We start from the raw sequence: 26,927 nt of genomic DNA on the forward strand, positions 1-26,927 counted from the left end.
ATAACTAAATGTTGCCGCCCACCCTATGAGGCCGGATAGCGCAACCGCCCCAGGAACCGCGCCATGCTGAAACGCTGATCGGCCGGGCGAAGGAGCTGCGCCTTGGCCTTTTCAAACCGCATGATGCCCGCGATCCGGCGATCCAGGAAAGCGCGTGTATCGGCCTTCCCCTCGCTCCTGTCGTCGGCGAACACCGCCAGCGTGGCGGCATAGACGCCCGCCAGGATCGTGCGTTTGGTATAATGATTGTAGTCGGTGGCGGTATCACCGGCGAGCCGCCACATCGCATCCGCGCTGTGCCAACCCAGCTTGATCGCGCGCGCCGCATTTTGCGGCATGGCCATGATCGCCATCGCGCGCGACAGGGCTTCCTCCTGCCCGGCGATCGCGTCCAGCCGCGCAAGGACCAAGCTGCGTATGCGCTCCCGAATGGGCATCGCCGCCAGGTCCTGCGCCGGCAGTGCTTCGGCCATCCCCCGGTCTACCCAGGCCGTCCACGCGGCGATCATCGCCATCGCACCGTCGCGAAAGGCAAAGTCCGCGACATCGGTATCGACACCCGACTGCTCGGCGGCTGCATGAACCGCAGCCTCGCTCCATCCATCGAACACGGCGGCCTCTGCCACCAGCGGCGCCAGCCGCACGCGCAGATCGTCCAGCGAGGTATCGTCGTCGCTCGCCATTTGCGCGAGATACGTGTTGGTCACAGAGCCCATGTCAGAGCGAAGGCCCGTAAGTGGGCTTGCTGGATCGGCTGGCGCCCGGCTTGGTATCGGTCTTGATCGCGGCGAGCACCGGATCGTTCGCGCCTTCCAGCGCCGCATAGTCCCGCGCGGAACGCCCGGAGTTGTCAGCCCGATCCGGGTTCGCCCCGGCGCGCAGCAGCAGCTTGGTCATTTCCACATCGTGGCGATGCACGGCGGCGATCAGCGGCGTCTCACCGGCATCGTTGGCGACTTCGGTATTGGCCCGCGCCTCCAGCAACATCGCCACGCCATCGCGCCATCCCAGGTTGGTGGCGAGTTGCAGCGCAGAGCGGCCCTGGCCGTCACGTCCGTTCACATTCGCACCCTTGGCCAGCAGGAATTGCAGCCAGGTAAGGTCACGGCGATTGGTGACGATGTGCAGCGCCGTTTCGCCGGTGGTGACATCGCGGGTGTTGATGATGGTAGAGCCGGGCGTGGAAAGCGCGCTCTCCACCTTTTCGCCCTCTTTCTTCTTCACCGCCTCGAGGAACTTGTATCCCTCGGAGAATTGCGCCTGCGCGGGCACAGCCACGACAGCGCCCAGCATCGCCATGGAGAGCAGCGCCGTTCGCAATCTTGACCCTGCACGCTCTCCGCGGAAAATCGCCACTTCGTTGTTCCTTCGCATCTTTTCGCATGTCCGGATGAGACATGCCGCCTCGCTGCCCTTGCGCCGTAGCATTTAGCAGAGCATGAACCGGCGCGCCATGATCGTTCGCTGCTTCCGCACCCTCGCCCTCCTTCTGGCCCCCCTGGCGCTCAGCGCTTGCGATTCGGGTGGCGGCTCGGTCCAGCAGGCGCAGCGCCCGCCGCTGGAAGGCGCGGCGATCGGCGGCCCGTTCACGCTGGTGAACAAGGACGGCAAGACCGTGACGTGGGATAGTTTCAAGGGCAAGTATCGCATCGTCTACTTTGGCTATACCTTTTGCCCGGACGCCTGCCCGCTGGACATGCAGCAGTTGATGAAGGGCTTCGCCGCCTTTCAGAAAGCCAGTCCGGAACGCGCGGCCAAGGTCCAGCCGATCTTCATCACCATCGATCCGGAGCGTGATACGCCGCAAGTCGTCGGCCAGTGGACCGCGGCATTCTCACCCCAGCTGGTCGGCCTGACCGGCACGCCGGAGCAAGTAGCCATGGCGGCCAAGGCCTTCGCGGCGTATTACAGCAAGGGTGAGAAGACCGAGGGCGGATACCTGATGGATCATAGCCGCATCGCCTACCTCATGGACCCCGATGGCAAACCGATCGCCATGCTGCCGGTGGACAAGGGTGGCGAGGCGGTCTCGGCAGAATTGAGCAAATGGGTGAACTGAGCGCAGGCGATGCCAGGGATCGGTTCTGGGAGCGCCCCCTCGAGTCGCTGAACAAGACCGAATGGGAAGCCTTGTGCGATGGATGCGGCCAATGCTGCCTGCACAAGGTGGAGGATGCCGACACCGGTGAAATCTACCACACCAACGTGGCGTGCAAGCTGCTGGACCTGAAGACCGCGCGCTGCTCGGACTATCCGAACCGCAAGCGCATCGTGCCCGATTGCACCCGGCTGACGATCCGCAACGCCGGCTCGCTGGAATGGCTGCCCGACACCTGCGCCTATCGCCTTCGCGCCGACGGCGAGCCGCTGCCGGGGTGGCACTATCTGATCTCCGGCTATCATGAGGCCGTAAAGCGCGCGGGCGTATCCGTGGTGGGCCGCGTGGTGAGTGAGACGGTGGCGGGTCCGCTGGAGCAGCACATCATCTGGCCGGCCGACATGGAAGGCTGGGAGATCGAGGCCGAAAGCAATCCCTGGGACGTCACCTGATGGGCCGGTCGGCCCTGATGCGGGATCGCTGCTGATGCTGGACTGGTTGCGCCGCGATCCCCGCGCCGTGCCGACGGTGGAGGTTTCGGGTCGCGCCGTGCCGATCGTGGTGCGGCGGTTGGAGCGGGCCCGGCGGATGACGATGCGGCTGGCCCCGGATGGCTCGGAGGTGCGCATCTCGATCCCACGCTGGGGGCGAACGGCGGAAGCGCTGGCCTTCGCCGAATCGCGCCACGCCTGGATCGAGCGTCAGCTGAATGCCCTGCCCCCCGCCTGCGCCTGGCAGCCCGGCTCCGCCATTGCGGTTCGCGGCCAGGCGCTGACGATCCGCCATGACCCGAAAGCGGCGCGGCGGCCTCTGGTTCGCGACGGCGAAATCCTTGTCGGCGGCGAAGAGGCTTCGCTTCCGGCGCGGATACGGCGCTGGTTGGAGGCCGAAGCGAAAGCGCTGCTGACGGAAGACCTCGCCCATTATTGCGCCCGCGCCAATCGCGCCCCGCCTGTCCTGGCGCTCTCCCGCGCGCAGCGGCGCTGGGGCAGTTGCGCGGCGAACGGCGCGATCCGGATCAACTGGCGGCTGATCATGGCACCGGATTTCGTGCGCCGGTCCGTGGTGGCGCACGAGGTGGCCCACCTCGTCCACTTCGATCATTCGCCCGCGTTCCACGCTTGCCTGGCCGCGCTGTTCGAAGGTGACGTGGCCCTCGCCAACGATTGGCTCAAGCGAGAGGGCCGCTCACTCTACCAGCCCTTCGGCTGAGGGCCGCTCGCTCTACCAACCCTTCGGCTGAGGGGCGCTTGCTGTGTCAGCCCGTCGGCTGACTGGCGCCCGGCGGCGCGATGCCCTATCTTGCGCAGATGGCAATGTTCAAACGATCCGGGATGTGGCGAGACGTCAATCCCACCGGCATGATCGCCGATTTCCGCGAAGTGTGGAAGCAGGCGGGCCGGCACCGCTGGCGCTTCGCGATCATCGCCGGGGCGTGCACGTTCGGGGTGTTCTACGTGATGTACCAGCAGGAGGGCAGCGCCCCGCACCTGCCGCCCAAGGTCACCTACATCACGGTCCTGCCCGAGCATCGCACCGATGCGGAGATCATGGCCTCCAACATCGCCAATCAGAAGCGCAAGGAGGCGATGGCGCTGGAGCAAGCGCGGCGCGACGCCGATGTGCGCAATCTCTACAAGGAACTGGGGCGCTGGTCTGGCATGGATGTCGACAAGATCGCCCGCGATGCCGACGCTCAGAACGCGGCCGAGCAGAAGGCCGAGCTTGAGGCGATCCGCAAGCGCCGCGCCGAAGCGAACGCCGCGCTGCAGGCCAAGGCCGAACCAACCACCGCTGCCGCGCAATAGCGCCGTGACGAGCATCGATCAGCGCTGGCTGGCCGCCGCTGCCGGCCTTGCCGCACGCGCCCGACCGCTCAGTCGCCCCAATCCCGGTGTCGGGGCCATCATAGTTCGCGACGGCAAGGTCATCGCCAGCGGATGGACGCAGGCAGGCGGCCGCCCCCATGCCGAGGCCGTTGCGCTTGCCCAGGCTGGCGAGCAAACGCAGGGGGCGACTCTTTACGTCACGCTGGAACCTTGCGCGCACCGCTCCGACCGCGGCCCGGCCTGTGCCGATCTTGTCTGCAGCTCCGGCCTCGCCCGTGTCGTCGTCGGCTGCGGCGATCCCGATCCACGTACGGCAGGCCAGGGCATCGCCCGCATCGCCGATGCCGGGATCGTCTGCGAACTTCTGCCCTCCCCCGCCTGCGCCGAGAGCCTTTCCGGCTACCTGATCCGCGCACGACACGGCCGACCGGAAGTGACGCTGAAGCTGGCAACTTCGCTGGACGGCTGCATCGCGCTGGCCGGTGGGGAAAGCCAGTGGATCACCGGCGATCAAGCTCGCGCCCATACCCACGCCATGCGCGCCAGGACCGATGCGATCCTCGTGGGTGGCGGCACCCTGCGAGCCGACGAACCGCGCCTCGATGTACGGCTGCTTGGCCTGGAAAGCCGCAGCCCCGATCGCTGGGTGCTGACGCGCCAGACCGCGCCCGCCGGCTGGCAGACCATCGCCTCGCCCGAAGCGATTCGGGACATGGCCGGGGTGCAGTATCTGTTCGTGGAAGGCGGGACCTTGACTGCAGCGGCCTTTCTCAAGGCGGATCTGGTCGATCGCCTGTTGCTCTATCGCGCGCCGATCGTGGTGGGCGGCGGCAAGGCGGCGATCGGTGATATCGGCCTGGCCTCGCTGGGGCAGGCCCATGACCGATGGCATCTGCAGGATCGGCGTACGCTCGGCCCGGACACGCTGGAACTCTACGTGCGGCAGCGCTAAGGCAGCGTCATGTTTACCGGTATCATCACCGCCCTGGGCTCCATCCGCGAAGCGAAGCAGGCGGGCGACTTGCGCGCCGTCATCGCGTGCCCGTTCGATCCTGCCGAGATCGCGATCGGCGCATCGATCGCCTGCTCCGGCGTGTGCCTGACCGTTGTGGAAAAGGGCGGCGCGGCGGGTGACGCCTGGTTCGCGGTCGATATCTCGGGCGAATCGGTTTCCCGCACAGTCCCGGGTCGGTGGCACGAAGGCACCACGCTCAATCTCGAACCGGCACTGAAGCTGGGCGACGAACTGGGCGGCCACATCGTCACCGGCCACGTGGACGGCGTGGGCGAAGTGCTGAGCGTATGTCCCGAAGGCGATTCGCGGCGCATCGGCTTTGCTATTGCCGCCGATCTTGCGCCCTACCTGGCCCCGAAAGGCTCGATCACCATCGATGGCGTATCGCTGACCGTCAACGACGTGACCGACCAGCCTGACGGCACCTGCCATTTCGCGGTCAACATCATTCCGCACACTGCGGACGTGACGACGCTGGGCACGCTGCAGCAGGGCGACAAGGTCAATCTAGAGATCGACGTCCTCGCCCGCTATCTCAAGCGGATGCAAAGCCTCAAAGGCTGAGGCACCAAGACCCGGCGACCTTACCGAGTAGGCCGCCGGTGTTTTGTTCAGGCGGTGACTTCGGCCACGGCGGCAACGAACTTGTCGATGTTGCCCATCGTCAGACCCGCCACGTTGATACGGCCGGAACCGGCCATATAGATGCCGTGCTTCTCCCGCATCTCCAGCACCTGTTCCTTGCTGATCGGCACGATCGAGAACAACCCGTTCTGTCCGCCGAACGCCGTCAGGTCCACCGCGCCCGCCTTGCCTGCTGCGGCCAAAGTAGCGCGAACCTGGCGCATGCGGTCCCGCATCTGGTCCAGTTCGTCCAGCCACTGCGCGGTCAGGCCTTCATCCTCCAGAATCAGGCGGACCGCAGCCGCGCCGTGATCTGGCGGCTGCGACCAGTTGGCGCGTGCCAGGGAATGGGCATTCGACATCATGCGCGGAAGATCTTCGCCCGCCGCCGCCATGACATAAAGCGCACCAACGCGATCGCGGTACAGGCCGAAGTTCTTGTCGCACGAGTAGCTGATCAGCGCCTCGGGCACCGCCACCAGGACACGGCGCAAGCCATAGGCGTCTTCTTCCATGCCGTTGCCCAGGCCCTGATAGGCAAGGTCGAGGATCGGCAGCACCTTGTTTTGCGACAGCAGCTGCGCGATCTCGTCCCATTCGGCGTGGGAGTAATCGATGCCGGTGGGATTGTGACAGCAGCCATGCAGCAGGATCGCATCACCCTCTACCACATTGGCCAGCGCGCCGCGCAGCGCGTCCATGTCGGTATGGCCGGCCTGGGTCGCGTGATTGAACTCCACCACATCCAGACCAAGGTCTGCGCAGATCTGCGCGTGGTTGGGCCAGCTGGGAACACCCACGATCACGCGGCGGATGCCAGCCCGCTTCGCCACCGCCAATGCGATGCGCAACGAACCCGTGCCACCCGGGGTCTGCATACCTTCGATCCGGCCGCCCATGTCAGGCGATTCCTTGCCGAACACGTAGGGCATCAAAGCTTCCACAAAGCCCATATCGCCCTCAGGGCCGAGATACGCCTTGGAGTCCTGCTCTTCCACCAGCTTGCGCTCCGCCGCCTTGATCGCGCCGAACACGGGGGTATCGCCCTCCCCAGTCCGGTACACGCCGACGCCGAGATCAATCTTGTCGGCACGCGGGTCCGCGTTGTGGAGCTTGATGAGCGCCAGAAGCGCATCGGCGGGCTGTTGATGCAAGTTGGTAAGCATGGTGCGCCCCGTTACTTCGCACATCGCCGCCCTGCAAGAGCCCCGATCCACGACAAGCCCGCTGCCTCGACCTACGATGAACATCTTATACACGAATGGCTCAGACCCGTGATCCTACTTAGACTGCGGACGTTCGCCCAACGGGATCGTCCACCAAGAATTATCAAGGGAAGAGAGATCACCATGCGTAAGATCATCGCTATTCCGCTTATCGGCACCGCTCTCATTGCGGCGCCCGCCTTCGCGCAACTGGGCGGCGTCGTTGGCTCTACCGCGAATGTCGGCGCCAATGTGGGCGCGGCAGTCAACACCACCGTGGACCCGGCGTCGGCCGTGCAACACACCACCGATCATGTCGGCCATGCCGTCAACCGCGCGAACAACGCGGTGCAGCGCCGGATCGACCATGCGCAATTGCGCGTGGCGAACACCACCGATCTCTCCACCGGGCTGGCCGTCCGCGATAGCGAGAACCGCTCCGTGGGCACCGTCCAGAAGGTGCAGGGCGATACCGCGATCGTGGTGGACGGCAGCAAGGTATACAACATCCCGGTCTCCCAGCTTTACGCCAAGAGCGCCGGGAAGGTGAACCAGGTGATGACGGCAGTGCCGCGCTCCAGCCTGCAACTCGCTGCGGGCGCCAATGCGAGTGCCAGCGCATCGGGCAACGCGGCAGAGGGCGACTAAAACCTGTCGTGCCCAATTCGATGACCGGACGGCCGCGCGGAATCACCCCCGCGCGGCCGAGCCGCGTTCAGAATGGCAGCCATTTCTGGTTGTGCGTGAACTTCATGTATCCCGCATTGACGCCCAGGCGCAGTCCGGCGCCCATCCGTACCGGGATCAGCACCACGTCGCCACGGCGCAGATAGCTGATATTGAAACCGCCAACGAGGTAGGCCTGCCCCTCACCCGCCGGGAAGCGCTTATACAGCTCTTCCGTATCGTAGAGATTGTAGACCAGCACGAAGGCGTTGGATGCGTTCAAGCCCGCATCGAAGCCAATCGACGGCCCGGTCCAATAGACCGCGCGAGTGCCCTCCACCTTGTGATGAAGCGTACCCGAGCCATAACGCAGGCCCACGCCGATCGCGCCGGAGCCCTCGCGCCCGACGATATAGGCGTTGGGCTCGCCCTGCTTGCGCAGCAAGTCTTCAATCATGCTGGCCAGGCCCTGCGCGCCTTTGCCGAACACGCCCTCGGCCGCGCCGATCAAGTCATCCTTGCGATATGTCGTGCCCTGCGGCGCGGTCGCCTCGGTGCCGATCGATTGCGGGTTCCAGTCGTCCACCGAATTGGACGGAGTGGCCGCCGGCGCGCGCGACGCATCGGAGACGGACGTGGAAGCCGGATAGGATGTCGACGATGACGAGGGGCCGGTATCTACCGGCGTTCCGTTCCCACCATAGATATCGGTCGAACTGCCGCGATCTCGCGCTGCCGGAGATACAGGTGCCGATCGGGCGGGGGTGTTCTGGCCAGGCGACAAGTCACCGTCGATCGCGACGTCCGGGTCCACGGAGCGCACTTGCGCCGCGACGGGAGCCGCCAGCAACGTGCCTCCCAGCCCCATCACCACGATGGCCGCCGCCATATGCGACCGCATCTTGCGTAAATTCATGATCGCCCCGCGCTCCCGATACCTGGACCCAATCTCAGACTTAGAGCGCATCCGGCCTTATCCAGCAATGAACGGTGTGCCCCCAAGGCGATTTTGCGCCGAGGCGAACTGAAGCCGCCGTTTAGCCGCATGCAAAGATCATCTCAAACAAGCCTGCGCACCCCCTTGCTCCTTGCCAAACCCCTCGCTATAGCCGCGCCCTCAAGGCCGCATCCGGAGACGTGGGTGAGTGGCTGAAACCAGCGGTTTGCTAAACCGTCGTGCCCTTAAGGGGGCACCCCGGGTTCGAATCCCGGCGTCTCCGCCAGCGGCCACTTTCCAGCACACCATCGCGAACTACTACGAACGCTGGAAAGTGGCGGTTAGCCGCGCTTTTACATAGATTTTGCGTTCACCAGCGTTCGCCACAGATCGTGGAAAGCCGTGCAAACTTTGCGCCCAAATTTATGGCTGGCGGGACTGCTGATCGCCTGCTAACAGCCGAAATCATGCCCTCGCACGCGCGTAACAAACTTTCAGATCGGCGGGTTCAGTCGGAGAAGAAGCCAGGCCTCTATGGCGATGGGGGCGGCCTCTACCTGCGCATCCGTCCGAGCGGTCGATCATGGATCTTCATCGGCACGCTCAAGCCCAAGGGCGAATTCAGGATCAAGAAGACAGGCCCCGGCAAGCGAATCGAGATGGGGCTTGGTTCGGCGCTGGACGTGCCCCTCGCGAAAGCTCGGCAGCGTGCCGCCGAAATCCGAGAGATGCTGCTGGAAGGAATAGACCCTCGTGTCGAACGTCTGAAAAGCAAGGAAGAGGCGAAGCCGGCTGACGACAAGCCCGTCGTGACGTTCGGTGCGTTCGCTATGGAACTGCTCGACAGCATTGAGGACGGCTTCCGCAGCCCAAAGCATCGCGCGCAATGGCGCAGCACCCTGAAGACCCATGCCAAACCGCTGTTAGAGGTGCCGATCGCAGAGGTGACCACCGAACAGATCGTCGCGGTTCTAGAGCCCATTTGGCTGACTAAACGTGAAACGGCTTCCAGGCTACGCGGCCGCATCGAGCGTGTGCTTGATGCCGCCAGGGTCAAGGGACTGCGCGAGGGTGAAAACCCCGCTCGTGGTCGTGGTCACCTGGAGCTGTTGCTGCCGAAGAGCACCAAGACGGTGCGACATCATCCGGCGCTGCCGTTCAAGCAGGTGGCCGAGTTCATCACCGGCTTGCGCCAGCGTTCAGGAATGGCGGCGCGAGCGCTTGAGTTTACGATCCTCACAGCGGCGCGTTCTGGCGAGACGCGAGGAATGACGTGGGCTGAGGTGAACCTGGAAGAGCGGCTCTGGACCGTGCCAGCGTCACGCATGAAGGCCGGTGCGACGCACGAGGTGCCGCTTAGTGATCGAGCAATGGCCATCCTGAACGACTTGAAGAACGATAAGGTCCAGCCGCACCACTTTGTGTTTCCAGCCCAGAGGAGTGGGTCTCTTTCGGACATGACGCTCTCCGCAGTCATCAAGCGAATGCAGCAGACCGGCATCACCGTTCACGGGTTCCGCTCCACCTTCCGCGATTGGGCTGGCGAGGAGACCTCGTTCGAACGCGAAGTGATAGAAATGGCACTGGCCCACACTGTCGCGTCCTCGGTAGAACGCGCCTATCGCCGTGGGCGAGCGCTCGAGAAGCGTCGCGATCTCATGACTGAGTGGGCTAAGTACTGCTTCCAAGAAAAGGATACAGAAAAAGGATAGCGAATCACCACAAATCGCGTCCTAATGTAAGCTTCCGTGGTTTGTTCTCATTTCAGTTGTAGACGCGCAGAAATATGTCAGTTTTGACGAAAAGCGTTATTTACGTTAAAACAGATTCTGCGCAGCCTCTGCTCCGATTGAATGAGCTAGGACTCAAGCGCAATCCACAAAGAGCGTCAGGTGGGGTGCCGGATAGTATCCGGTCGAGAGAATGCAGGTGACCGCGTCGGCAGTTCGGCGCACCAAGCCAGCACTCATTGCAAGATCGGCTTCGCGCCGATGGAGGCCCTTCTCGGCCTCCAACACGCGAAGGATACGAACTTGGATCACGAACATCGAATGGCCGCGGCGAAGCTGATCGACGGTCAACTGGCCGGCCGCATCATCCGCAACCTTGGCCAGATCGAAGCGGACTTCTTCCACAGCGCCTGGCCGCTGAGTGAGCGGCTGATGCACGAAGCCTTCCTCGCCATCAGCCAGGTGGCCCAGGCACCGTGGGAGTGTAGCGAAGTCGAATGGTCGACTCGGATCGTCTGCCCCGAATGGAAGATGACCAAGGGTGTCGGCACCGGCGACATGCGGCTGGAACTCGGCGAACTCTCGGCCGACCCGGATGGCTACGAGCACTCCTGGTTGGCCGCAGCGCTCAAGGCAGCTCCGACACAGCTGTGCATCGCCGTCAAGTTTCGCCGGGGCCTCCAAGACTTCGCCGAAGGACTTCTGCAGGACGAAAAGGCGATTGCAGGTTTGAAGAAGGCTGGGTTCAAGCGAGACGACGACCAAGGGGTCTTGTACGTGCCATTCGACATCCCGGCCGAGATCATGGCCGCAGGCTTTGAACAAAACGACCTGAGCAAGGCGATCCAGCCGATCGGCAAGGCAGCGGCACTGGCGCTGGCTGCGAAGCCTGAACTCGACAAGCTGCTCGAACAGGTCCGGGCCGCCGCCAAGCGAAAGTAATCGCTCGCACTAGGCCGGTCGATCCAGGCCTGGTTTCAGTTCTCCATCCGCATTGCTCCCCTCCCCCGTGCACCACGGCGTCGAAGGCGAGTGCCAAGGATCACCCATCATGACCGACACAACCGAATTGCCTCGGGCGATGACAATCGCCCGCTTGAACGATCAACTTCGTCAGACCGGAACCGGCGGCAGCATCGTTATCACCGATACGCTGCGCAAGGTGTCCAGGTTCAACGCCAGCGCCCTGGCGGCAGCGCTCGCCAGCTACGACGGCTTCGACGCCGACAACGATCCGCACGGCGAGCGGGACTTTGGCGACCTGACGCTGTTCGGCGAGGATCTGCTTTTCAAGATCGACTACTACGACAAGGACCTGACCTTCGGCTCGGACGATCCCGCCAACCCTGATGTGACCCAGCGTGTGCTCACTGTGATGCTGGCATGCGACTGGTAAAGGTAACACGCACCATGAAACACAATCGTGTGGCGCAAGCCCTTGATCGCCAGCCACCAAAACAGCATACGCGTTCTACCTGCGGTCTGTCCCGCAGGGGAGGCTTCAGAACCTCTTGTCGTACGCACTGGTCGAGCTTCTCGGCCGGGTGGCCGTCGCGCATGTCCAGGGCAACGCCTAAAGGCGTCGGCGCCTTGTGCGTGCGCGGGGTTCTGAACGCCCGGCTTAGGCCGGGTGCCTCCATGAATGATGGAGGGCACGCTGATGGCCGGGGATGATATTGTAGACGCCGAGTGGGAAGAAGTGCCCAATCACGGCGGTAACCTTCACGTCGCAAAGCCTTCACATCGATCAGCGCAAGAAGTCAAAAGCTCCGCTAGCCAAGCCAGCGGCACGCGCGGCCACCAGCCCACCGTAGCACCCAGGCAGGGCAGCATAGGCCTGTTCTTCAGGGGATTGTGGCGCGTTATCGTTGTCGTCCTAGGCTTCATGGCCTTACTGCTTATCTTCGTCGCTTTGGTTCCAGCGCCTGGAAGTGAATCTGGCTCTGCTGATGAGGGCGGCACGTCTGCCAATCAGAGTGACCAGCAAGCGGGGGCTGGCGATGGCGACGCAAAGCAGATGCTCAGCGATTGGTCGCAGGCGGTCACGGGAAAGCCTAGCACCATCGGCTTCGCATTGATCGATGGAGAAGGGAAGCCAGGCGAGTTCTGTAGCTCATCAACGGGCAACTCGTTGATGAACTTCGGAGGGCGTTCGCTCCCGCCCGAACACGCCGACATGTACACCTACTTCAGCTGGCTGCCTGACAAGAGTGATACCGGCATCGTCGGATTCTTCACGTTCGATCGCGCTGCGGGAGAACTGCTCGGCCACGACCTGATCCAAGGCAATGTGGCAACGGACCGCCACCATGACATCGCAGACAAGCGGTTCAAGGTGAACCCGGACGGCTCAGGCAGAGTCACGATCGATGGCACCCGTTACCATGTGTGCGTGCTGTGATGCGCGGCTCACCCCGCGGCACACTGCCGCTCGCCACATCGATCCTGTGCAGCGTCTTGGCTGTCACGCTCACCAACTGCAGCCCGCAGGCAGGCGGAGGTGAGGAGCAGACGCACAACTCTTCCCATCCTGCGCTGGCCGCCTGCCAACGCGCCGACGTGCAGGAGGTGGTCGGAAAGGAAACGCGGGGCAAGCTGTACAAGGCTGCCTTGCCCAGGCTGATGATGATGCAGTCATGGTTGGGCGCTGATCCGAACCGGATCGTTGCCGCATTCGACCAGGCCGAAGTGACGTTCGATCATGTCTCGATCGATAATCCGGGCGCATTGGGCGAGCCGCCGTACCAGCAGATTGTCTGTACGGGCCACATCCAGATCGACATGAGCAACGCAACCGCCGGCCAGGACATCCTCGGCATCGATGGCCTACGCTGGGTCATTAACTTCAGCGGTCAGCCGAGCGATCCAGCGACGGACGCCTTCACCGTTGATGTCGACGACGTGAGCATCGGCCGTGGCATGACCCACAATGGGCGCTCGCCGGTCCAGCCGCAGCCGCAAGAGCAAGCGGATCAGAACGCTCCCGAAGCCGGTGGTGTCGATCAGGCTGACGGTAACACCGCTGCCGATGACGCAGCACGGGCGGCTGATGAGGCCCAAGCAGCAGTGGCACAAGCGGAAGCGGAGATGAAGTCACCGCCGCAAGCGCCCACGCAGCAACGCGGCACCAACAACCAACCGAGCGAGGAGGATCTCTATGCCCCGCACTGATCTGCTCGGCCTGCGCCGCTCCAAGACTTGGCTGCTACGAGCGGCAGTTCCGGTCGCGTTGGCCGCGAGCAGCACGATGGCGCATGCCGATCGAGCCGCTGACATGTGCCTCGATCAACGCATCCGCCAAGCTGCCGCCGAGTCTATCGGCAAGTGGGCACAGCTGTATCCGTTCGCACGGGTGCTGATTGGCGATGATGCTCGTTTTGGTAGTATGTCGGAGCCGACCGTCCTCCAACGTGGCGCGGACAACGTCGTATGCCTCGCGTCCTTCTCGCTGGTGAAGCCATCGCCGACCGGGAGCGCATACCGGGTATCGATTGACCACTTCGCCTATAGGGTGACGCAGGAGAGTGACGGGCTGACCGTCTCCCTCGCCGACCTGCCGCCCACGCTGGACGGTACCGGCCTCAACATGTCCAACCTGGTCGCTCGCTTCAGCATCGACGGTAAGCCGTACGCCGACGTGCTGCGCGCAAACCAGCAACGCTTTCAGGAGCGCCGTCAATGAGCAGGCTTACTTTCATGGGCCGCGAGCCGAACACTGACAATGAGCAGAGCGCAGGCCATGCCGATGAGCCGCAGCGACCTCAGGTCGTTTTCCCGTTCAAGCTAGCCTTGCTGGCGGCCTTCTGCACGCTCCTCATGAAAACTCTGCCCTGACTTCGAAGGAGGGATAACGATGACGGATCGCATATACCGTTGGATCTGGGCCTTGCGTGGTCGACTTCCTGCGACAAGGTCGGTGTGGACCACCATGGCGATCTACGGCGCCCTGCTCGTGCCTATCGGTGCCTCGGGTCCGAAGGTCGGTGACTGGATGAGCCGCGTCAATTACAGAGATGGCCTATGGGTCTGGTTTGTCATCGGGGCCGCTTACGGACACGCTAAGTGGTGGCGCGCCAAGACCCGGTCAGATCGCTGCCGCTGAATATACCGCGATTGAGTATAATCCGCAAAAAAGGCGCCTTTCGCATTCGAGGTTACGCGCCTTACGCAGTGGTGCGCGCTGATATCGCGAGCCACTGTGTTATCAGCGACGATGGGCCTCATCGGCTACTGCGCCTGCATACCGCCTTAGTGAGCAAGATGCTCTCAACCTCACATTCGATCGGGACATGCCACCTGTGCTCCCCACACGACAAGTTTAAAATGACTTGTCAGCACTCAAAGGTGGATAATGAGAGAGTGCTCAGTCATCTTCGACCCAGGTGTCGTCGTCACCGAACTCTACCGCATCGTCGCGCTGGGTAAACAAGTTCTCACCGTGTTCATCATCCTCATAGCTCACAACCCCGTCATCATCATCATCATCGTCATCGTCATCATTCGAAATTCTATTGGCAAAAGCCAATCGGATACGACACTGATGAGCAAGACGCTCAAACCGTAAACCAAGCGATTCAGCATCGTTCTCTAGTCTATCAGAGTATCTACCTCGATAATGTTCAGTTTCTCCACTACTGTACCAAAACCTAAAGAGAATTCGTCTTTTAACGACTTGGCGATAAAGTTTTGGAGCCACGTCTCTTGGATCGGCAGAGTTTTTCCTATGGAGCGGAAAAGCACGATTGAATCCGTTTAGCTCTGAAGGTTCTGCGTAATGCCGGAACCCCCACTGCATTTCATTCGCCAACCGCTCACGATCTTTTCGGTCAAGCAGCTCTCTTCCTTTGGAAAGCTCAGGGCGGTTGGGATCTCGTAACTGCTGGGCCGTGGGCGGCCCTTCATGCGCGAAAATACCTTTGAGAGCATCGTCAAAAATCGACCTCTTTGTCTTGGGCCCTCGCTTGAACCGACCATAGCGCTCCTGTCGCTCAGCCAGTTCTTTAATGACGTCAAGGTGCATGCACGTGAGTATCGCATTGTAGCACACCGGCTTGAGCCATTTGCGCGGTGATCGATACTGAGTGTGGTTCTTACCAAGGGCTCTTCGAACACGATACTCCTCAGTGATTGCCCTACACATATAATCCAGTGTCTCAGCGAGACGCACTTCATCGTCGGAAATCTGATCTACGTACCGATCCAAGCGTAGTTCGAATGGACCACGATCCACGCGATCGAACGTGAACCGCTTAAGCCAGGATGGTGCATTTGATGACATGCCACCACAGTACGCTGCCTGACTACAAAGTGCCACGTTTCCAGGGACGCCTACAAATAGTTTCTGCTCGCAAAGCAAAGTGCCACGTTTTTTTGCTAGCAAATAGAATACTTTATCTCGCAGGCTTTCAGATAAATCTGTCGCCTTATCGTCAGGCATGGGTATTTGACTTGGCTCCCAAACAAAGAGGAGCGACGAGTGCCTAAGTCGAGTGTCAAGGATGAGCCCGAGCGCAAGCCAACGCCAAAGCCCATGTCAAAACCGAAGTCGGCGCGTAAGCCGGATCGTAAGAAGAACGATACGATAATAATCGTGAGTAAGCGCAAGCCGGTCACTCACCCTTTCATTAAGGATATCCGCAAGCAGCCTCCCCGCATTTTCTATTCGGTGAAGGAGGTGTGTGCCGTCCTTTGTCTAGGACGAACTTCGGTTTTCTCGTTGCTGCGCCAGAATAAGATCGCGTCGGAGGTCCACGGACGTCGGCGTCTGATCTATCGCCAGAGTGTCAAAGAATTTGCCGCCAGCCTCCGCAAGAACGGGGGGGCGGTGTAATGGCCGGCCTCGGTAGCTCCGGTCTGGCGCCTCCCAAGCGCCAGTACCGCGTTGATCTCTGGCCCGCAGCACGTCGCTGCGGGTTCGAGACGCTCACCGATAGCCAGAAGGAAGACCGTCTGCGCGCACGTCGGTTGCGCGCAGCGGCAAACAAGTACCCTGACATGATCGATGCCGACGCGGCCCAGGCATTGGCGGCTAAGCTAGAGGCAGCGGGTACGGGCGGTGACGTGCCCGACAGCTTGGCCTCCAGTGTCTTCATGCGGGAGCAGCGCGCCAAGATTGCCGGTGCGCTGTGGTGCCTCCTGCGGGAGGGCGGCGCATGATCTCGTCCAAGTTCGCGATCATGCCCGCATCGGCCGACGTCCACGCCGACAAACTGTCGGAAGTGAACCCCAAGCAGATGATGAACGCGCTGCGTACGGCGCTCTACAAGATGGGCGCTGCGACTGCGACCGGCTGGATCTTTGTCGGCTTCCACGGCGAGTTTGATCCGGTGGCCAAGGTCTACCGCCCGCACTTTCACGGCGTCGCCTACGGCGGCATGGTGCAGGTGGTCGACCGGCTTCGCACCATGCCGAATTACAAGACGTCTCGGTGGCTTCCGGATGGTTCTCCCAGCCCGGTGTACCGTCGGGTGCAGATGACGAGGAAGCCCGTCAACCGCCTGCCTCGGCCGCTGACGTACCTCGTGCAGTCCTTCTGGCCCGCCCGGGCACTGTGGGTGTCCGAGGATGGTCGTCGTCGTCGTGCGCGTCAGAAGCGTCGCATTCCTGAGCCGTACCACTCCCAGGTCCTGCTCTGGCTCGACAAGTGGTCGATCAATGACCTGACGCTGATGATCGGTTTGCGAGTGACCACAAATGGTCTGAAGCAGACCAAGCCGGTCAGCTAAACGAACTCATCGGAGAAAGTACGCAAATAGCATGCTCTGGGGGTCTGTAGAGGCCTCCAGAGCACAGCAAGCAGAGAGAGCGGTGTAACACTACACCTACCCTCATCAGCTCTTTTCCACCAGCACGATAAAGCTGATCAGTGCGGCTGCACTGTGGTTTTTACGTAAATTACGTGAAATTGGATAAAGGCATGACCACGAAGAATCTGAAAGATGCCAAGCATTGCTCGGCGGCTAAGCGCCCGCCGAAGCTGTTGGTTAAGGGCTATGCCGACCAACGAGGCCAACGCTGGTACGAGGTGCGTCTTGGCCGCGAGAAGGCCTTGCTGCACCAAGGCGAACTGATTGAACGCGCAAAAATCTTCCACGTCCTGAAAGATCGTGGAGTTACCATCTGGAGACCGGACGACAAGAAGGAGGTGCTCGAGAAGCTCGAGGAACTCGACCACTTCCCTACCCGACTGATCTTCGACCGGCCAGGATGGGCTGGCGGACAGTTCGCCAATGCGTCCGGCCGGGTGTACGCCCCCGGCGGCACCCGCAAGGGATTGGTGGCCTTCCAGACCAGCCCGCACAAGTGCGCCACGAAGGGCAAGCATGCCGAATGGCTGAAGCAGGTCGCAGAGCCGCTGTGCGGCCACCTGATCCCGATGTTCTTCGTCATGGCGGCATTCGCCGCACCGATGCTCGAGATGTCCGGGCTGTCGGCAAACCCCGGCTTTGAATTGGCGGGCGAAGGCGGCAAGGGCAAGACGACCACGATGCGCCTGATGGCCTCGACATCCGGGCCGGCGATGCTCGGGCATCAGGGTTACATCACGACCTTCTCGATGACCCCCGCTGCCATCGAGCAGTCGATGCGAATGCACTCGGATATGCCGTTTCTGATCGATGAGGCCAACCTGTACAACCAGGGTGGCAGCGCTGCATCGAACCGCCGCATGATGCAGGATTTCAGCTTCGCCATGGCTCAGGGGACCACCAAAGGGCGCTACAATGAGATTGACCAGAAGCGCTACTGGTTCATTTGCGTCACCTCGGCGAACGCCCCCCTCCACGAACTCATGGCCCAATCGCATCAAGACATCGCAGGCGCCGCGATCGACCGGCTCAACACCATCATGGTGCCAGCTGGCGATGCGGGCGTGTTTGGCCCGCTCGCAGCTGGCTACGAGAACTACCGCCAGTTCACCCAGGCGCTCGAAGCCGGGATGGCAGAGCAGTACGGCACGGCGATGTCGAAGTATCTTCGGAAGCTTGTCGCTGCGCGCCACGAGGACGAGGCGGGGCTCAAGGCCAAGATCAAAAGCCGTATCGACGCGTTCAAGGTGGCGGTCGGGATCAGCGACAGCAACGGCTCGGACGTGCGTGTCGCCGAGGCCTACGGCCTGGTGTACGCCGCCGGCGTGTTTGCGCGTCACTGCGGCGTCCTGCCAAAGGGCTTTGATTGCATGGCCGCTGCCCAGCACTGTTACGCCAACTTCCGCGCAACGGTTCCGCTGCGTCAGTCGCTCGCTGATCGGCTTCGCGCGATTGCGGCTCGTCCTGAGACCATGACGATAGACCGGCGCAATCTGCCGACGCTCACCGACGACCAGATGCAGGCCGCAGGCGCTTTCCTCCGCAAGATCAAGGGGCAGCAGAGCTTGCTGCTGACGGCAGAGTTTGGGCGCACGATGTTCCCCGATTGGAACGCGCTGAAAGGCACATCAGAGTTCCGCAACCTCAACCGTAGCGGCAGCGATGATCGGGGCCGTGGTCGCCACTGCCGCGTGCGCGCGAACAAGGCGATGGACTGGCTCTACTGTTTCGCCATGCCTGAGTGAGGCGAAGCGCATCAAGGTCGGCTGTTCCAACCAGGAACAGCCGACCTGCTTGCGGTAATTCGGGGATAGCGATCGATCGGCAATCTTTTGATCTACATTAGCCGCTGTCGATGGAGTGCGGCCGAAGCGGCCGCTCACGACCAAAACGCGCTGTTCGCCGCGCGGGCTTGGAACGGCGGCTTCTGCAGGAACGAGCCATTCGGTCAGCGGAGGGCCGTCTCGCTATCCGGCTGCTCGCTGGGTCACCATCGGATTCTCCACGCACACTTTCTGGCCGTCCCCTCTAACCCAGAGAAGCAGCACAGAGCGAGCTTTGGTCCGCAGTGCCCGAACTGTCCGGTTGTCGAGCCAGCGACATGATCTGAACCACATTGACTAATGGCTGCCACCATGTTCCGACTTATGTTCAAGCCGTTCAACATATGTGGGGTTTATGCTGACGAGAGGATCTGAGTGGCGGCGATGGGAGCCGCATATTCATACGCCGGGGACGGTCCTCAACAATCAGTTCGGCGGGGGCGGCGCTTGGGAGACCTACCTGTCTAATATCGAGACGCGTACCCCCACGATCGAGGCGTTAGGCGTCACCGACTACTACCTCACGGAGACCTATGAGCAGGTTCTACTGCACAAGGATGCCGGCCGGATTCCGAACGTCTCGTTGATCTTCCCCAATATCGAGCTGCGTCTGAGTGTCGCGGCGAAGACGGGCTTTGTGAACATGCACCTTCTGGTGAGCCCGGAAGATCCGGACCATGTGAATGAGGTCCGTTTGCTGTTGACCCGCCTGCAATTCTCAGCGTTTGGGGATGTGTTTGATTGCACTCGTGAGGGGTTGGTCAGGCTCGGCCGGCGGGTCGACGCCGCGGCCATCGATGATCGCGCGGCGCTCGCGATCGGCGCGACACAGTTCAAGGTCGATTTTGACCAGTTGCGCAAGGTGTACGAGGCGAGCGAGTGGGCGCAGGCCAATGTGCTGATCGCAGTGGCAGGCGCAGAGGGCGACGGCACCTCGGGGATACGTCAGGCGGCCGATGCCACCATGCGGCAGGAAATCGAGAAGTTTGCGCACATCATCTTCGCGAGCAGCGTTGCGCAGCGCGAGTTCTGGACGGGCCAACGCAGCGTCACCGTCGAAGAGCTGATGCGGCGATACAATGGCTGTAAGCCGTGCCTGCACGGCAGCGACGCGCATGACAATGCGACCGTTGGACAGCCGGTTCAGGACCGCTTTACGTGGATCAAGGGCGCGGTGACGTTCGATGCCTTGAGGCAGGCCTATATCGATCCCGCCGGGCGTGCATTCGTTGCTTTAGAGCCGCCCAAGACCGCGATGCCATCTCAGGTCATCGCCAGCGTGGAAATCGAGAATGCGCCGTGGGTGTCGACGCCGTCGATCCCGCTGAATGCGGGACTGGTAGCGATCATCGGCGCGCGCGGATCAGGCAAGACCGCACTTGCTGACATGATCGCCGCAGGCTGTGATTCCGTGCCGCCTGCGGTCTGGGAGGATGAGAAAGGCGTCAGCCCTTCATTCCTCTCCCGCGCGAAGCCGCTGGTTGGAGAGGGCCGCGTCAAGCTGACGCGGGCTGCCGACTCAGTGGCGTCGCGGTATCTCGATGGTCGCGACGCGAACAATCCATTCTCCTATCCGAGCGCGCGATATCTGTCGCAGCAGTTCGTAGAGGATCTGTGCTCGGCCGCCGGCGCTTCAGAAGGCCTGCTTCACGAAATCGAGCGCGTCATCTTCGAGGCGCACCCGGTCGAAGGCCGCGAGGGTGCGCTCGACTTCGAAGCGCTGCGCGGACATCGCACCCACCGATTCCAACTTGCACGCGGGCGTGAAGTCGAGGCGATCGGGGCGATCTCCAACCGCATCGCCGATGAACTTGAGAAGGAGGCGTTGCTTCAATCCTATGACGCCCAGATCAAGCAGAAAGAGAATCTGATCGCCGGCTACAATGCCGACTTGGCCAAATTGGTCGTGAAGGGGACGGAGCAGCAGGCCCAGCGCCATGCCGCGCTGAACACGGCCCTGCAGGGGCGGCTTACGGCTTCGCAGGCCTATGCCGCGCAACGTCGTACCTTCGTCGCGATGCAGGATGAGGTCCGGCGAACGAAGGCGACCAAGGCGCCGGAGATCTTGCGCGAGGTCCAGTCGCGCCATCAAAACTCCGGGCTCTCGATGACGCAGTGGGATGAATTCCTTCTCGTCTTCAAAGGCGATGTCGATGCCTCGCTGGTCGGATATCTGGCCTGGGTAGATGGCGAGATCGCCAAGATCGAGGGCGTGCCTCCCGTGTCGCCCCCGCCGGGTGTCTCGATGGCCCCGCTGATCGCGGACGATGCGGACCTGACCGCGCAAACGGTTGCGATCCTGCGCGCCGAGATGGGCAGGTTGGAAGGCCTGATCAGCGCGGACACGGTGGTGCGGAATCAGTATGCGGCCTTGTCGAAGCGGATCGCATCGGAAAACGGTGCGCTCGCGGCACTGCGCAAGGCGCTTGAAGACGCGCAAGGGGCTAGCGAGCGGCGGAAGCTGCTGCAGGTCGAGCGCGAAGACGCTTATGATCGCCTGTTTAGCGCGGTGATTAGCGAGCAGCAGGCGCTGGTGGACTTGTACGCGCCGCTGATGGCGCGGCTTGCAGTCGCGACTGGCACTATCAGGAAACTGAGCTTGCTGGTCACGCGGGTCGTCGATGCGAAAAGCTGGGCGGACTTCGCCGAGGAACAGCTCATCGACTGTCGTCGCGCCGGCCCGTTCTACGGCCGGGGTTCGCTTGTCCGACGCGCCGAGGTAGAGCTGAAACCGGTGTGGCAGACGGGCACTGCTGCCGACGTGCGCGCGGCGGTGTCGGCGTTCATCCACAAGTACTGGAAGGACCTGCTGGCGCACGCGCCTTATGCGCCGACGGAGCAGGAGGCGTTCCGTGAGTGGTCGAAGCGTTTTGCGCATTGGGTATTCGGAACCGATCACATTTGGGTGCGGTACGAGCTAGCCTATGACGGGATCGATATCCGAAAGCTGTCGCCGGGCACACGCGGGATAGTACTTCTCCTGCTGTATCTGGCGCTCGATGACGCGGACGATCGCCCACTCATCATCGATCAGCCAGAGGAGAATCTCGATCCCCAATCGGTATTCGTCGAGTTGGTGTCGCTGTTCATCAACGCCAAGAGCAAGCGCCAGGTGATCATGGTGACGCACAACGCCAACCTAGTGATCAACACGGACGCGGATCAGGTCATCGTCGCACAGGCAGGCTCACACGCGGCCGGCGGGTTGCCGACGATTGAGTACTTATCGGGAGGGCTGGAGGACGCCGAAATCCGTCGCAAAGTATGTGACATACTCGAAGGCGGCGAGGACGCGTTCCGCGAACGAGCGCGGCGACTGCGGGTCAGGCTGAAGCGATAGGGCGAAGTGGGCCAAAGCGTTTCGCTTGGGGGAGCGTTTCCTAAATGGTAGGCACGTAGCCGCTTCGACGGGCGGGAGAGGGCGACAGTGTCGCAAGCTGCGGCTTCGCTCACCTGCGACAGTGTAATCAGCACGACTGCCCCTTCTCGCCGTTGTGCAGGAAATGGCGCAGAGTAGGAGAGAGCCGGTTACCGGCACTCGGGTACCCGGCTGCCGCTCTTGCGTGGTAGCGTAGCTTCAAGGGCTTACGCATGTGCTGAACAGGATTCACTAATAATGGCGGATGCTAAAAAGCCGTGGAGCGACAGCTGGACGGTCATCAACGACGAGGAATGGAAGCGTTCGGGGGGGCAAGGCACCCTGCGGAAGGCGCGCCGGAACGGTGATACTCACCCCGTCTCGGCGGTCCTGAAGAAGCTTAACAACCAGTCCGATCCTGACAGGCGACGACGGATGCGGCGAGAGGTGGTGGCGCTGGAGACTCTCGACCATGCCGGCGCGCCAAAGCTGTTTGACCATAACACAGAGCATTTCGAGAACACCGACGTACGCCTTTATGCGATCCTTGAGTTCGTGCCGGGCGACACCCTCGCAGAATATGTGACCCGATGCGGCGCGTTGTCTCTGGAAGATGGTGGGGCGCTTTTATTGACTTTGCTTAATGTGGTTGAGGCTTATCACGGGGTGGGCGGTGGTCACCGTGACATCAAGCCCGACAATATAATATTGCGCAATAACGACACCCGCCTTCCCGTGCTCATCGACTTTGGATTAAGCTTCAATGTCGACGAACCATCGCGAGATGACACCCCAGACTGGCAGCAGGTAGGGAATCGCTTTCTCGCCTTGCCCGAGCACGCGCCCTTCAGTTCAAATAAACGCGATCTTCGGTCTGATCTTACGTTCTGCGTGGGCATTCTCTTTTACGCATTGACCTGCGTTCACCCCGCAACCCTAAGCGACGAGACTGGATGCCTGCCGCATCAGAGAATTAATGCTCGTAGCTTGCTTGCACTTGGCTCGGAGCCGCAACGCCAAGCCCTGCTGACCTTATTCGATATCGGGTTCTCTTTTCAGATCGGCCAACGTTGGCAATCCATCGAAAGCGTTAGAGGTCATATGCAAAGGATTTTGGACGGTCTACCCTACGAGGGAGAGATCGCCGCGGCGCTCGCTGATATTCGGGCTCGCGCATTATCAAAGCTCGGCAATCTCGCAACGAAAGAGGCTCTTGATTACGTGCGACTGCGGCTCAAGAACGCTGGCCGTTCATTGGTCTCCGAATTGGGTGCCGGGTTCAATTTCGAAGGAGAAGAGTGGCTTACCCAAATGGATAAGATGAGCACTATGATCCGATGCGGGGTAAGGCAGGAGTTCGACGGTGCCATCATCAATGTCGTTTTCAGCATCCGAGCGGTTGGCGACGAGTTGGTCGTTGCAGAACAGCGTCCCACAGGCAGCACGCCACTTGCTCGGATCCCGATTCAAGAGCCAAATGCCCTGCCTGAGCTAGAGGGTATAGCTCACCGCTGCCTCTTAGAGGCATTTCACCGCCGAAGAATGAATGGCTAACCGCGTCGTGAACCGGTGAAGGTCGGAATACGAGTTCCGGTGCTTGGGACGTTTGCGATAATCTGGACTTTTTATAAGCGATCGGCCTGCAAGTCGGCCACTGCTATCATTCGCGGGCGCCGTTCTTGTAGCGATTAAAAAGTCGGCTTTTCGGCCAAAAGCCGCCACCCAAAGATGGTCCAGTGAACGGTAGCTAAGTCCCAATACTCGACAACATAGAACAACGAAGACGACAAATGCGAGAGTGTAGCAGGCCCCCAGAACGTGTTTGATGCGAAAACGAGCGATTTCGATGCATGGCCTCACTCTGTTGCGAAAGTTAGCTTGACCTGACTTTCGATACAACGCATAATTCGACGCACGTTTTCGATACAGGTACACCATGGCACGCGTATTCGCCTATTGTCGCGTCAGCACAAATGAGCAGACACACGAGAACCAGCTGCTCGAGATAAAGACCGCCGGCTTTGACCTAGAGGCACGTCGCGTGTTTGCCGAGACAGTCTCGGGATCGACGGCAGCGATGGAGCGCGAAGGCTTTCGAAAGCTGGTCGACAAGCTCGATTGGGATGACGTGCTTGTTGTTACTAAGCTTGACCGGCTCGGTCGCAACGCCATGGATGTTCGATCAACGGTAGAGCGGCTGGCTGAGATGCACGTGCGTGTCCATTGCTTGGCGCTTGGAGGCGTGGACCTCACCAGCGCTGCTGGCAAAATGACGATGTCAGTGATTGCCGCTGTCGCCGAGTTCGAACGAGACCTGCTTGTGGAGCGAACCCAAGCAGGCTTGTCACGCGCGAAAGCCGAAGGGAAGAAACTTGGTCGTCCAAGCAGCTTGACCGCCGAGCAAAAGGCTACGGTTCGGCGACGTCGGGCTGAGGGCGCATCTCTAGGCGATCTTGCGAAGCAGTTTGGTGTCAGCAGGTCGGCTATTCAGCGGATCAACTGACGCGAAGGTCGCGATTGCTTCGCGCTTGACTGCGCCGAAATCGGCCTCGCCCCACTGCGTTTGAGCCTGTCAGTGCTTCCACGGCCAAAGTCAGCAAATCGGAACGGCTTGGATTGGGACGAAGCTGCCATTTCCGTCTTGCCACTCGCATGGCCGTTGTGGGCTTGACAGCGGACACCAGACGCCGGGTGATGCCGCTGCTCGATCTAGTCCGCAAACGGCTTGTCGCGATCACATTCGGCAGGTGGATTGAGAACGAAACCAGGCCGTTGCCGGTCGAGATGGCCCGTGCTGCTCTCGTTGACGCAGCGTCATGGAGAAGCATTGGACGAGAACCGGGCTACGTAATCGAATTGACACAGAATGGACGAGATTTTCTCCGCCAAAGAGGCATAAGCTCCTCTCTTTGAACGCCGCTAGTGGGCGGGAGCCGTGCCTCGCATGATTGACATATAGCACTTACCAGCGGAGGATGAGCAAATGAGTAAGTTGACGATCACTGTGCTTCTCGTGCCGTTTTTCTGGCTGGCCCTGGTGTTTGGCGTTAATCGCCTGATGAACCCTAACAGGTACCCAATAGGTAGCCGAACCGTGCTCGCCTTGTCCGTGATCTCCCCGTTATTGACGCTTATCGCTTATGGTTTGTCGGAGGTAGGCCCCCTCGAGACCTTTCATGATCCTAAATTCTGGGCCATAGCGGTGACAATAGGGGCGCCAGCCTCCCTCATCGCGGCGGCGTTCGCTCTCTGGGGTCGCTGGCTGGCACTTCGTAAGCTTCGAAGGGTCTAAACAACTCACCAGCAGAGCTTACGTGAGATGACTTCAGAGATAATGTTTGAAATCGGGCGTGAGCAGCCAGTCGCTGCTAAAGAGGCGGCTTTGCTCCAACGTGTTGTTAATGCGAGTGTGGGAAGGCGCGTAGGAAGAAGGAGCCCCCTATGCGACTACTGACTCTTATTGCTGCCGTTGGCGCTATGCTCGTGCCAAGCCTTGCCGCTGCTGTCGATTACCATCCTTGGGGTGGAGGCCTGATCTCACAGGGTTACAAGGAAAGCTTCGTGGAGAACGGTTCCTGGCGCATTGTCGCAGAGTATAATAACTCTGATCCCATCGATACGCTCGACATCGCACTTTATCGCGCAGCGGATTTGGCCCGAGCCGACGGCAAGAAGTACGTGCAAATTTTGGGTGGGTCGGCGTCATCTCGGATGCGTACTGCAACAGCGATAATTTTTGCCAAGGCGAGTGACTCTTCGGCGGCACCAACGAAGTGCCATCGCAGCAAACGATGCTACACAGCCGATGTTGCCGCGGTGCTGGACATTCTCGGAGGTGAGAATGGGCGAGCACCGGGCAATGCCAAGGTCACGTCGCACGACAAGTACGGGCGCCCGGTAAGGTCGTCAGGCTTCGGCACAGGTGCTGTTGCTTGGACCTCGTAGCGAACGGCCGACTTTGGGCGTGTATGGTCAGACAGCCTTTGTCTGGTGTGGGGTGGTAAGCGGACAGTCTAGTGTTGGCTTCCCGGTGACCATTTTTGTCGGTAACTTGGCCTCATGCCCTTTGCCGCAAAAAGCAACGAACGACGCACCGTCGATGACGAACTCGGATATGAACTGTTTTGCGATGGCGGCGGACCTGATGGTGTTAAGGCGTGGAGGATCACTCGTGCAGACGGGCAATCAATATCGTTTGCCACAGCTTGGGAGCCCGACTTCATAGAAGAGTGGCGAAGAAGAAATCCAGAAGCTCACAGGCCAGCGATCCATTTGATCCGCCCTATGCGAGGCCAGTTTTCTGATCTGGGTCGGGATGGAAGCGACGCCCTTATCGCTGATGCGTTACGAGCGTTTCAAGGCTTTCATGGCCAACCGGGCGACGCCGATGTCGCAATCTTTTTTGAGCCAGTTGGCCTCAGCCGGCACGCTCCAAACTGGTGGTATCCCATCTTAGGAGACTAGCGATGTCTCCTTTAGGCGCACTTCAGATCCGCCTAAACGTCCATAGTTGGGCGTTAACCGCCTGTCCGCTCTCGAGCGGCATCACGGCAGAGTGCATATTCGAAATGGGTGGAAAGCCGACGGTGCTTTTTCCTTCAGTCGTGTCGCCGGGTATGACCTCTAACGTCGTTTAGATGGACGATGAGCATGACGATCTGCGTCATGACAAATCCGAGCAGCGTAGGAACTGCGACTATCCACAGAACGGTTGTTCGGTGTGGCTCGGACAGCAGCGACGGTAAGCGTCCGGGCTCCGACGTGTTGCGCGGGCGATGCCCTGCCGCGATGAGGCTCTCGTAAGGAGTGTCCTTTGGCACTGCCGAAGGAGAGTGG

At 61.1% G+C, this 26,927-nt stretch carries 28 protein-coding genes and 1 tRNA gene; 24 read left to right on the top strand and 5 right to left on the bottom strand.

What is annotated here, in order from left to right; all coding sequences use genetic code 11:
- Nucleotides 1-23: 23 nt before the first annotated feature.
- Together GGR39_RS15915 and GGR39_RS15920 are read right to left on the bottom strand one after the other, a co-directional pair.
- A complete protein-coding gene (locus GGR39_RS15915) occupies nucleotides 24-716 on the bottom strand; it encodes a COQ9 family protein (RefSeq protein ID WP_246388881.1) in 693 nt (230 codons plus the stop codon).
- 1 nt (nucleotide 717) lies between these two features.
- On the bottom strand, nucleotides 718-1,356 hold the full coding sequence (locus GGR39_RS15920) for an ankyrin repeat domain-containing protein (protein ID WP_343055912.1): 639 nt from the start codon (nucleotides 1,354-1,356) through the stop codon (nucleotides 718-720).
- An 82-nt stretch (nucleotides 1,357-1,438) separates the two neighbouring features.
- Between GGR39_RS15920 and GGR39_RS15925 the strand changes: the two genes are divergently transcribed.
- The 6 genes from GGR39_RS15925 (at nucleotide 1,439) to GGR39_RS15950 (ending at nucleotide 5,506) form a co-directional block, all read left to right on the top strand.
- Nucleotides 1,439-2,059 carry an SCO family protein gene (locus tag GGR39_RS15925; RefSeq protein ID WP_183618597.1) on the top strand — a complete coding sequence of 207 codons (621 nt, stop codon included), beginning with the start codon at nucleotides 1,439-1,441 and terminating at the stop codon, nucleotides 2,057-2,059.
- On the top strand, nucleotides 2,047-2,550 hold the full coding sequence (locus tag GGR39_RS15930; protein ID WP_183618598.1) for a YcgN family cysteine cluster protein: 504 nt from the start codon (nucleotides 2,047-2,049) through the stop codon (nucleotides 2,548-2,550). The genes GGR39_RS15925 and GGR39_RS15930 overlap by 13 nt, the downstream gene beginning before the upstream one ends.
- A 34-nt stretch (nucleotides 2,551-2,584) precedes the next feature.
- Nucleotides 2,585-3,310 carry a M48 family metallopeptidase gene (locus tag GGR39_RS15935; protein WP_183618599.1) on the top strand — a complete coding sequence of 242 codons (726 nt, stop codon included), beginning with the start codon at nucleotides 2,585-2,587 and terminating at the stop codon, nucleotides 3,308-3,310.
- Nucleotides 3,311-3,414: 104 nt separating this feature from the next.
- Complete coding sequence (locus GGR39_RS15940; RefSeq protein WP_246388883.1) at nucleotides 3,415-3,906, top strand: hypothetical protein; 492 nt, start codon at nucleotides 3,415-3,417, stop codon at nucleotides 3,904-3,906.
- Nucleotides 3,907-3,910: 4 nt separating this feature from the next.
- Entirely contained in the window at nucleotides 3,911-4,879 is a 969-nt protein-coding gene (gene ribD, locus GGR39_RS15945; protein WP_183618646.1) for a bifunctional diaminohydroxyphosphoribosylaminopyrimidine deaminase/5-amino-6-(5-phosphoribosylamino)uracil reductase RibD, read from the top strand.
- Between the two features lie 9 nt (nucleotides 4,880-4,888).
- A complete protein-coding gene (locus tag GGR39_RS15950; protein ID WP_183618601.1) occupies nucleotides 4,889-5,506 on the top strand; it encodes a riboflavin synthase in 618 nt (205 codons plus the stop codon).
- Nucleotides 5,507-5,553: 47 nt separating this feature from the next.
- Here the strand turns inward: GGR39_RS15950 and GGR39_RS15955 are convergent, their stop codons facing one another.
- Nucleotides 5,554-6,732, bottom strand: a complete 1,179-nt coding sequence (locus GGR39_RS15955) for an amino acid aminotransferase (protein ID WP_183618603.1) — start codon at nucleotides 6,730-6,732, stop codon at nucleotides 5,554-5,556.
- Nucleotides 6,733-6,915: 183 nt separating this feature from the next.
- Here GGR39_RS15955 and GGR39_RS15960 point away from each other — a divergent pair, with 183 nt between their 5' ends.
- Nucleotides 6,916-7,419, top strand: a complete 504-nt coding sequence (locus tag GGR39_RS15960) for a hypothetical protein (protein WP_183618605.1) — start codon at nucleotides 6,916-6,918, stop codon at nucleotides 7,417-7,419.
- A gap of 67 nt (nucleotides 7,420-7,486) precedes the next feature.
- Here the strand turns inward: GGR39_RS15960 and GGR39_RS15965 are convergent, their stop codons facing one another.
- The gene (locus tag GGR39_RS15965) at nucleotides 7,487-8,353 is read right to left on the bottom strand and encodes a DUF1134 domain-containing protein (RefSeq protein WP_183618607.1); all 867 of its coding nucleotides are present in this window, start codon (nucleotides 8,351-8,353) and stop codon (nucleotides 7,487-7,489) included.
- A 215-nt stretch (nucleotides 8,354-8,568) separates the two neighbouring features.
- Between GGR39_RS15965 and GGR39_RS15970 the strand changes: the two genes are divergently transcribed.
- From GGR39_RS15970 to GGR39_RS16010, 9 genes are all read left to right on the top strand, one after another.
- Nucleotides 8,569-8,660 (top strand) — tRNA-Ser (locus tag GGR39_RS15970).
- Between the two features lie 106 nt (nucleotides 8,661-8,766).
- Nucleotides 8,767-10,086, top strand: a complete 1,320-nt coding sequence (locus GGR39_RS15975) for a tyrosine-type recombinase/integrase (protein WP_343055913.1) — start codon at nucleotides 8,767-8,769, stop codon at nucleotides 10,084-10,086.
- Nucleotides 10,087-10,407: 321 nt separating this feature from the next.
- On the top strand, nucleotides 10,408-11,046 hold the full coding sequence (locus tag GGR39_RS15980) for a hypothetical protein (RefSeq protein ID WP_221226184.1): 639 nt from the start codon (nucleotides 10,408-10,410) through the stop codon (nucleotides 11,044-11,046).
- Between the two features lie 109 nt (nucleotides 11,047-11,155).
- On the top strand, nucleotides 11,156-11,500 hold the full coding sequence (locus GGR39_RS15985) for a DUF3768 domain-containing protein (protein ID WP_183618610.1): 345 nt from the start codon (nucleotides 11,156-11,158) through the stop codon (nucleotides 11,498-11,500).
- Between the two features lie 264 nt (nucleotides 11,501-11,764).
- Entirely contained in the window at nucleotides 11,765-12,505 is a 741-nt protein-coding gene (locus GGR39_RS15990; protein WP_221226185.1) for a hypothetical protein, read from the top strand.
- 56 nt (nucleotides 12,506-12,561) lie between these two features.
- Nucleotides 12,562-13,275, top strand: coding sequence for a hypothetical protein (locus GGR39_RS15995; protein WP_183618614.1), 714 nt, complete (start codon nucleotides 12,562-12,564; stop codon nucleotides 13,273-13,275).
- The gene (locus tag GGR39_RS16000) at nucleotides 13,262-13,786 is read left to right on the top strand and encodes a hypothetical protein (RefSeq protein ID WP_183618616.1); all 525 of its coding nucleotides are present in this window, start codon (nucleotides 13,262-13,264) and stop codon (nucleotides 13,784-13,786) included. The genes GGR39_RS15995 and GGR39_RS16000 overlap by 14 nt, the downstream gene beginning before the upstream one ends.
- Nucleotides 13,783-13,938, top strand: coding sequence for a hypothetical protein (locus GGR39_RS16005; protein ID WP_183618617.1), 156 nt, complete (start codon nucleotides 13,783-13,785; stop codon nucleotides 13,936-13,938). Before GGR39_RS16000 ends, GGR39_RS16005 begins: the two co-directional genes overlap by 4 nt.
- Nucleotides 13,939-13,957: 19 nt before the next feature.
- Nucleotides 13,958-14,206, top strand: coding sequence for a hypothetical protein (locus tag GGR39_RS16010; RefSeq protein WP_183618619.1), 249 nt, complete (start codon nucleotides 13,958-13,960; stop codon nucleotides 14,204-14,206).
- Between the two features lie 261 nt (nucleotides 14,207-14,467).
- Here GGR39_RS16010 and GGR39_RS16015 read toward each other — a convergent pair whose 3' ends face one another.
- Entirely contained in the window at nucleotides 14,468-15,541 is a 1,074-nt protein-coding gene (locus GGR39_RS16015; RefSeq protein WP_183618621.1) for a hypothetical protein, read from the bottom strand.
- A gap of 39 nt (nucleotides 15,542-15,580) precedes the next feature.
- On the opposite strand from GGR39_RS16015, the gene GGR39_RS16020 reads away from it, so the two are divergent.
- The 8 genes from GGR39_RS16020 (at nucleotide 15,581) to GGR39_RS16055 (ending at nucleotide 26,036) form a co-directional block, all read left to right on the top strand.
- Nucleotides 15,581-15,934, top strand: coding sequence for an excisionase family DNA-binding protein (locus GGR39_RS16020; RefSeq protein WP_183618623.1), 354 nt, complete (start codon nucleotides 15,581-15,583; stop codon nucleotides 15,932-15,934).
- Nucleotides 15,934-16,260 carry a hypothetical protein gene (locus tag GGR39_RS16025; protein WP_183618624.1) on the top strand — a complete coding sequence of 109 codons (327 nt, stop codon included), beginning with the start codon at nucleotides 15,934-15,936 and terminating at the stop codon, nucleotides 16,258-16,260. The genes GGR39_RS16020 and GGR39_RS16025 overlap by 1 nt, the downstream gene beginning before the upstream one ends.
- Nucleotides 16,257-16,829, top strand: a complete 573-nt coding sequence (locus GGR39_RS16030; protein ID WP_183618626.1) for a hypothetical protein — start codon at nucleotides 16,257-16,259, stop codon at nucleotides 16,827-16,829. The genes GGR39_RS16025 and GGR39_RS16030 overlap by 4 nt, the downstream gene beginning before the upstream one ends.
- Before the next feature lie 191 nt (nucleotides 16,830-17,020).
- Entirely contained in the window at nucleotides 17,021-18,655 is a 1,635-nt protein-coding gene (locus GGR39_RS16035) for a DUF927 domain-containing protein (protein WP_183618628.1), read from the top strand.
- Nucleotides 18,656-19,088: 433 nt separating this feature from the next.
- Nucleotides 19,089-22,073, top strand: coding sequence for a TrlF family AAA-like ATPase (locus GGR39_RS16040; protein WP_183618630.1), 2,985 nt, complete (start codon nucleotides 19,089-19,091; stop codon nucleotides 22,071-22,073).
- Nucleotides 22,074-22,349: 276 nt separating this feature from the next.
- Complete coding sequence (locus tag GGR39_RS16045; protein WP_183618632.1) at nucleotides 22,350-23,645, top strand: serine/threonine protein kinase; 1,296 nt, start codon at nucleotides 22,350-22,352, stop codon at nucleotides 23,643-23,645.
- Nucleotides 23,646-24,027: 382 nt separating this feature from the next.
- Nucleotides 24,028-24,594 carry a recombinase family protein gene (locus GGR39_RS16050; RefSeq protein ID WP_183618634.1) on the top strand — a complete coding sequence of 189 codons (567 nt, stop codon included), beginning with the start codon at nucleotides 24,028-24,030 and terminating at the stop codon, nucleotides 24,592-24,594.
- Nucleotides 24,595-25,532: 938 nt separating this feature from the next.
- On the top strand, nucleotides 25,533-26,036 hold the full coding sequence (locus GGR39_RS16055) for a hypothetical protein (RefSeq protein WP_183618636.1): 504 nt from the start codon (nucleotides 25,533-25,535) through the stop codon (nucleotides 26,034-26,036).
- Nucleotides 26,037-26,927 lie beyond the last annotated feature (891 nt).

Origin of the sequence: Novosphingobium fluoreni, assembly GCF_014196615.1 — a bacterium.
GTDB classification, from domain to species: Bacteria; Pseudomonadota; Alphaproteobacteria; order Sphingomonadales; family Sphingomonadaceae; genus Novosphingobium; species Novosphingobium fluoreni.

Excerpts from the sequence above, each read along its gene's own strand:
- GGR39_RS16035 (WP_183618628.1), top strand. The coding sequence starts at position 17,021 with ATGACCACGAAGAATCTGAAAGATGCCAAGCATTGCTCGGCGGCTAAG.
- GGR39_RS15915 (WP_246388881.1), bottom strand. The coding sequence starts at position 716 with ATGGGCTCTGTGACCAACACGTATCTCGCGCAAATGGCGAGCGACGAC.
- GGR39_RS16000 (WP_183618616.1), top strand. The coding sequence starts at position 13,262 with ATGCCCCGCACTGATCTGCTCGGCCTGCGCCGCTCCAAGACTTGGCTG.
- GGR39_RS15990 (WP_221226185.1), top strand. The coding sequence starts at position 11,765 with ATGGCCGGGGATGATATTGTAGACGCCGAGTGGGAAGAAGTGCCCAAT.
- GGR39_RS16025 (WP_183618624.1), top strand. The coding sequence starts at position 15,934 with ATGGCCGGCCTCGGTAGCTCCGGTCTGGCGCCTCCCAAGCGCCAGTAC.
- GGR39_RS16015 (WP_183618621.1), bottom strand. The coding sequence starts at position 15,541 with ATGCCTGACGATAAGGCGACAGATTTATCTGAAAGCCTGCGAGATAAA.
- GGR39_RS15935 (WP_183618599.1), top strand. The coding sequence starts at position 2,585 with ATGCTGGACTGGTTGCGCCGCGATCCCCGCGCCGTGCCGACGGTGGAG.
- GGR39_RS15960 (WP_183618605.1), top strand. The coding sequence starts at position 6,916 with ATGCGTAAGATCATCGCTATTCCGCTTATCGGCACCGCTCTCATTGCG.
- GGR39_RS16010 (WP_183618619.1), top strand. The coding sequence starts at position 13,958 with ATGACGGATCGCATATACCGTTGGATCTGGGCCTTGCGTGGTCGACTT.
- GGR39_RS16055 (WP_183618636.1), top strand. The coding sequence starts at position 25,533 with ATGCGACTACTGACTCTTATTGCTGCCGTTGGCGCTATGCTCGTGCCA.
- GGR39_RS15940 (WP_246388883.1), top strand. The coding sequence starts at position 3,415 with ATGTTCAAACGATCCGGGATGTGGCGAGACGTCAATCCCACCGGCATG.
- GGR39_RS15985 (WP_183618610.1), top strand. The coding sequence starts at position 11,156 with ATGACCGACACAACCGAATTGCCTCGGGCGATGACAATCGCCCGCTTG.
- GGR39_RS16005 (WP_183618617.1), top strand. The coding sequence starts at position 13,783 with ATGAGCAGGCTTACTTTCATGGGCCGCGAGCCGAACACTGACAATGAG.
- GGR39_RS16045 (WP_183618632.1), top strand. The coding sequence starts at position 22,350 with ATGGCGGATGCTAAAAAGCCGTGGAGCGACAGCTGGACGGTCATCAAC.
- GGR39_RS16040 (WP_183618630.1), top strand. The coding sequence starts at position 19,089 with ATGCTGACGAGAGGATCTGAGTGGCGGCGATGGGAGCCGCATATTCAT.
- GGR39_RS16050 (WP_183618634.1), top strand. The coding sequence starts at position 24,028 with ATGGCACGCGTATTCGCCTATTGTCGCGTCAGCACAAATGAGCAGACA.
- GGR39_RS16030 (WP_183618626.1), top strand. The coding sequence starts at position 16,257 with ATGATCTCGTCCAAGTTCGCGATCATGCCCGCATCGGCCGACGTCCAC.
- GGR39_RS15965 (WP_183618607.1), bottom strand. The coding sequence starts at position 8,353 with ATGAATTTACGCAAGATGCGGTCGCATATGGCGGCGGCCATCGTGGTG.
- GGR39_RS15925 (WP_183618597.1), top strand. The coding sequence starts at position 1,439 with ATGAACCGGCGCGCCATGATCGTTCGCTGCTTCCGCACCCTCGCCCTC.
- GGR39_RS15950 (WP_183618601.1), top strand. The coding sequence starts at position 4,889 with ATGTTTACCGGTATCATCACCGCCCTGGGCTCCATCCGCGAAGCGAAG.
- GGR39_RS15930 (WP_183618598.1), top strand. The coding sequence starts at position 2,047 with ATGGGTGAACTGAGCGCAGGCGATGCCAGGGATCGGTTCTGGGAGCGC.
- GGR39_RS15955 (WP_183618603.1), bottom strand. The coding sequence starts at position 6,732 with ATGCTTACCAACTTGCATCAACAGCCCGCCGATGCGCTTCTGGCGCTC.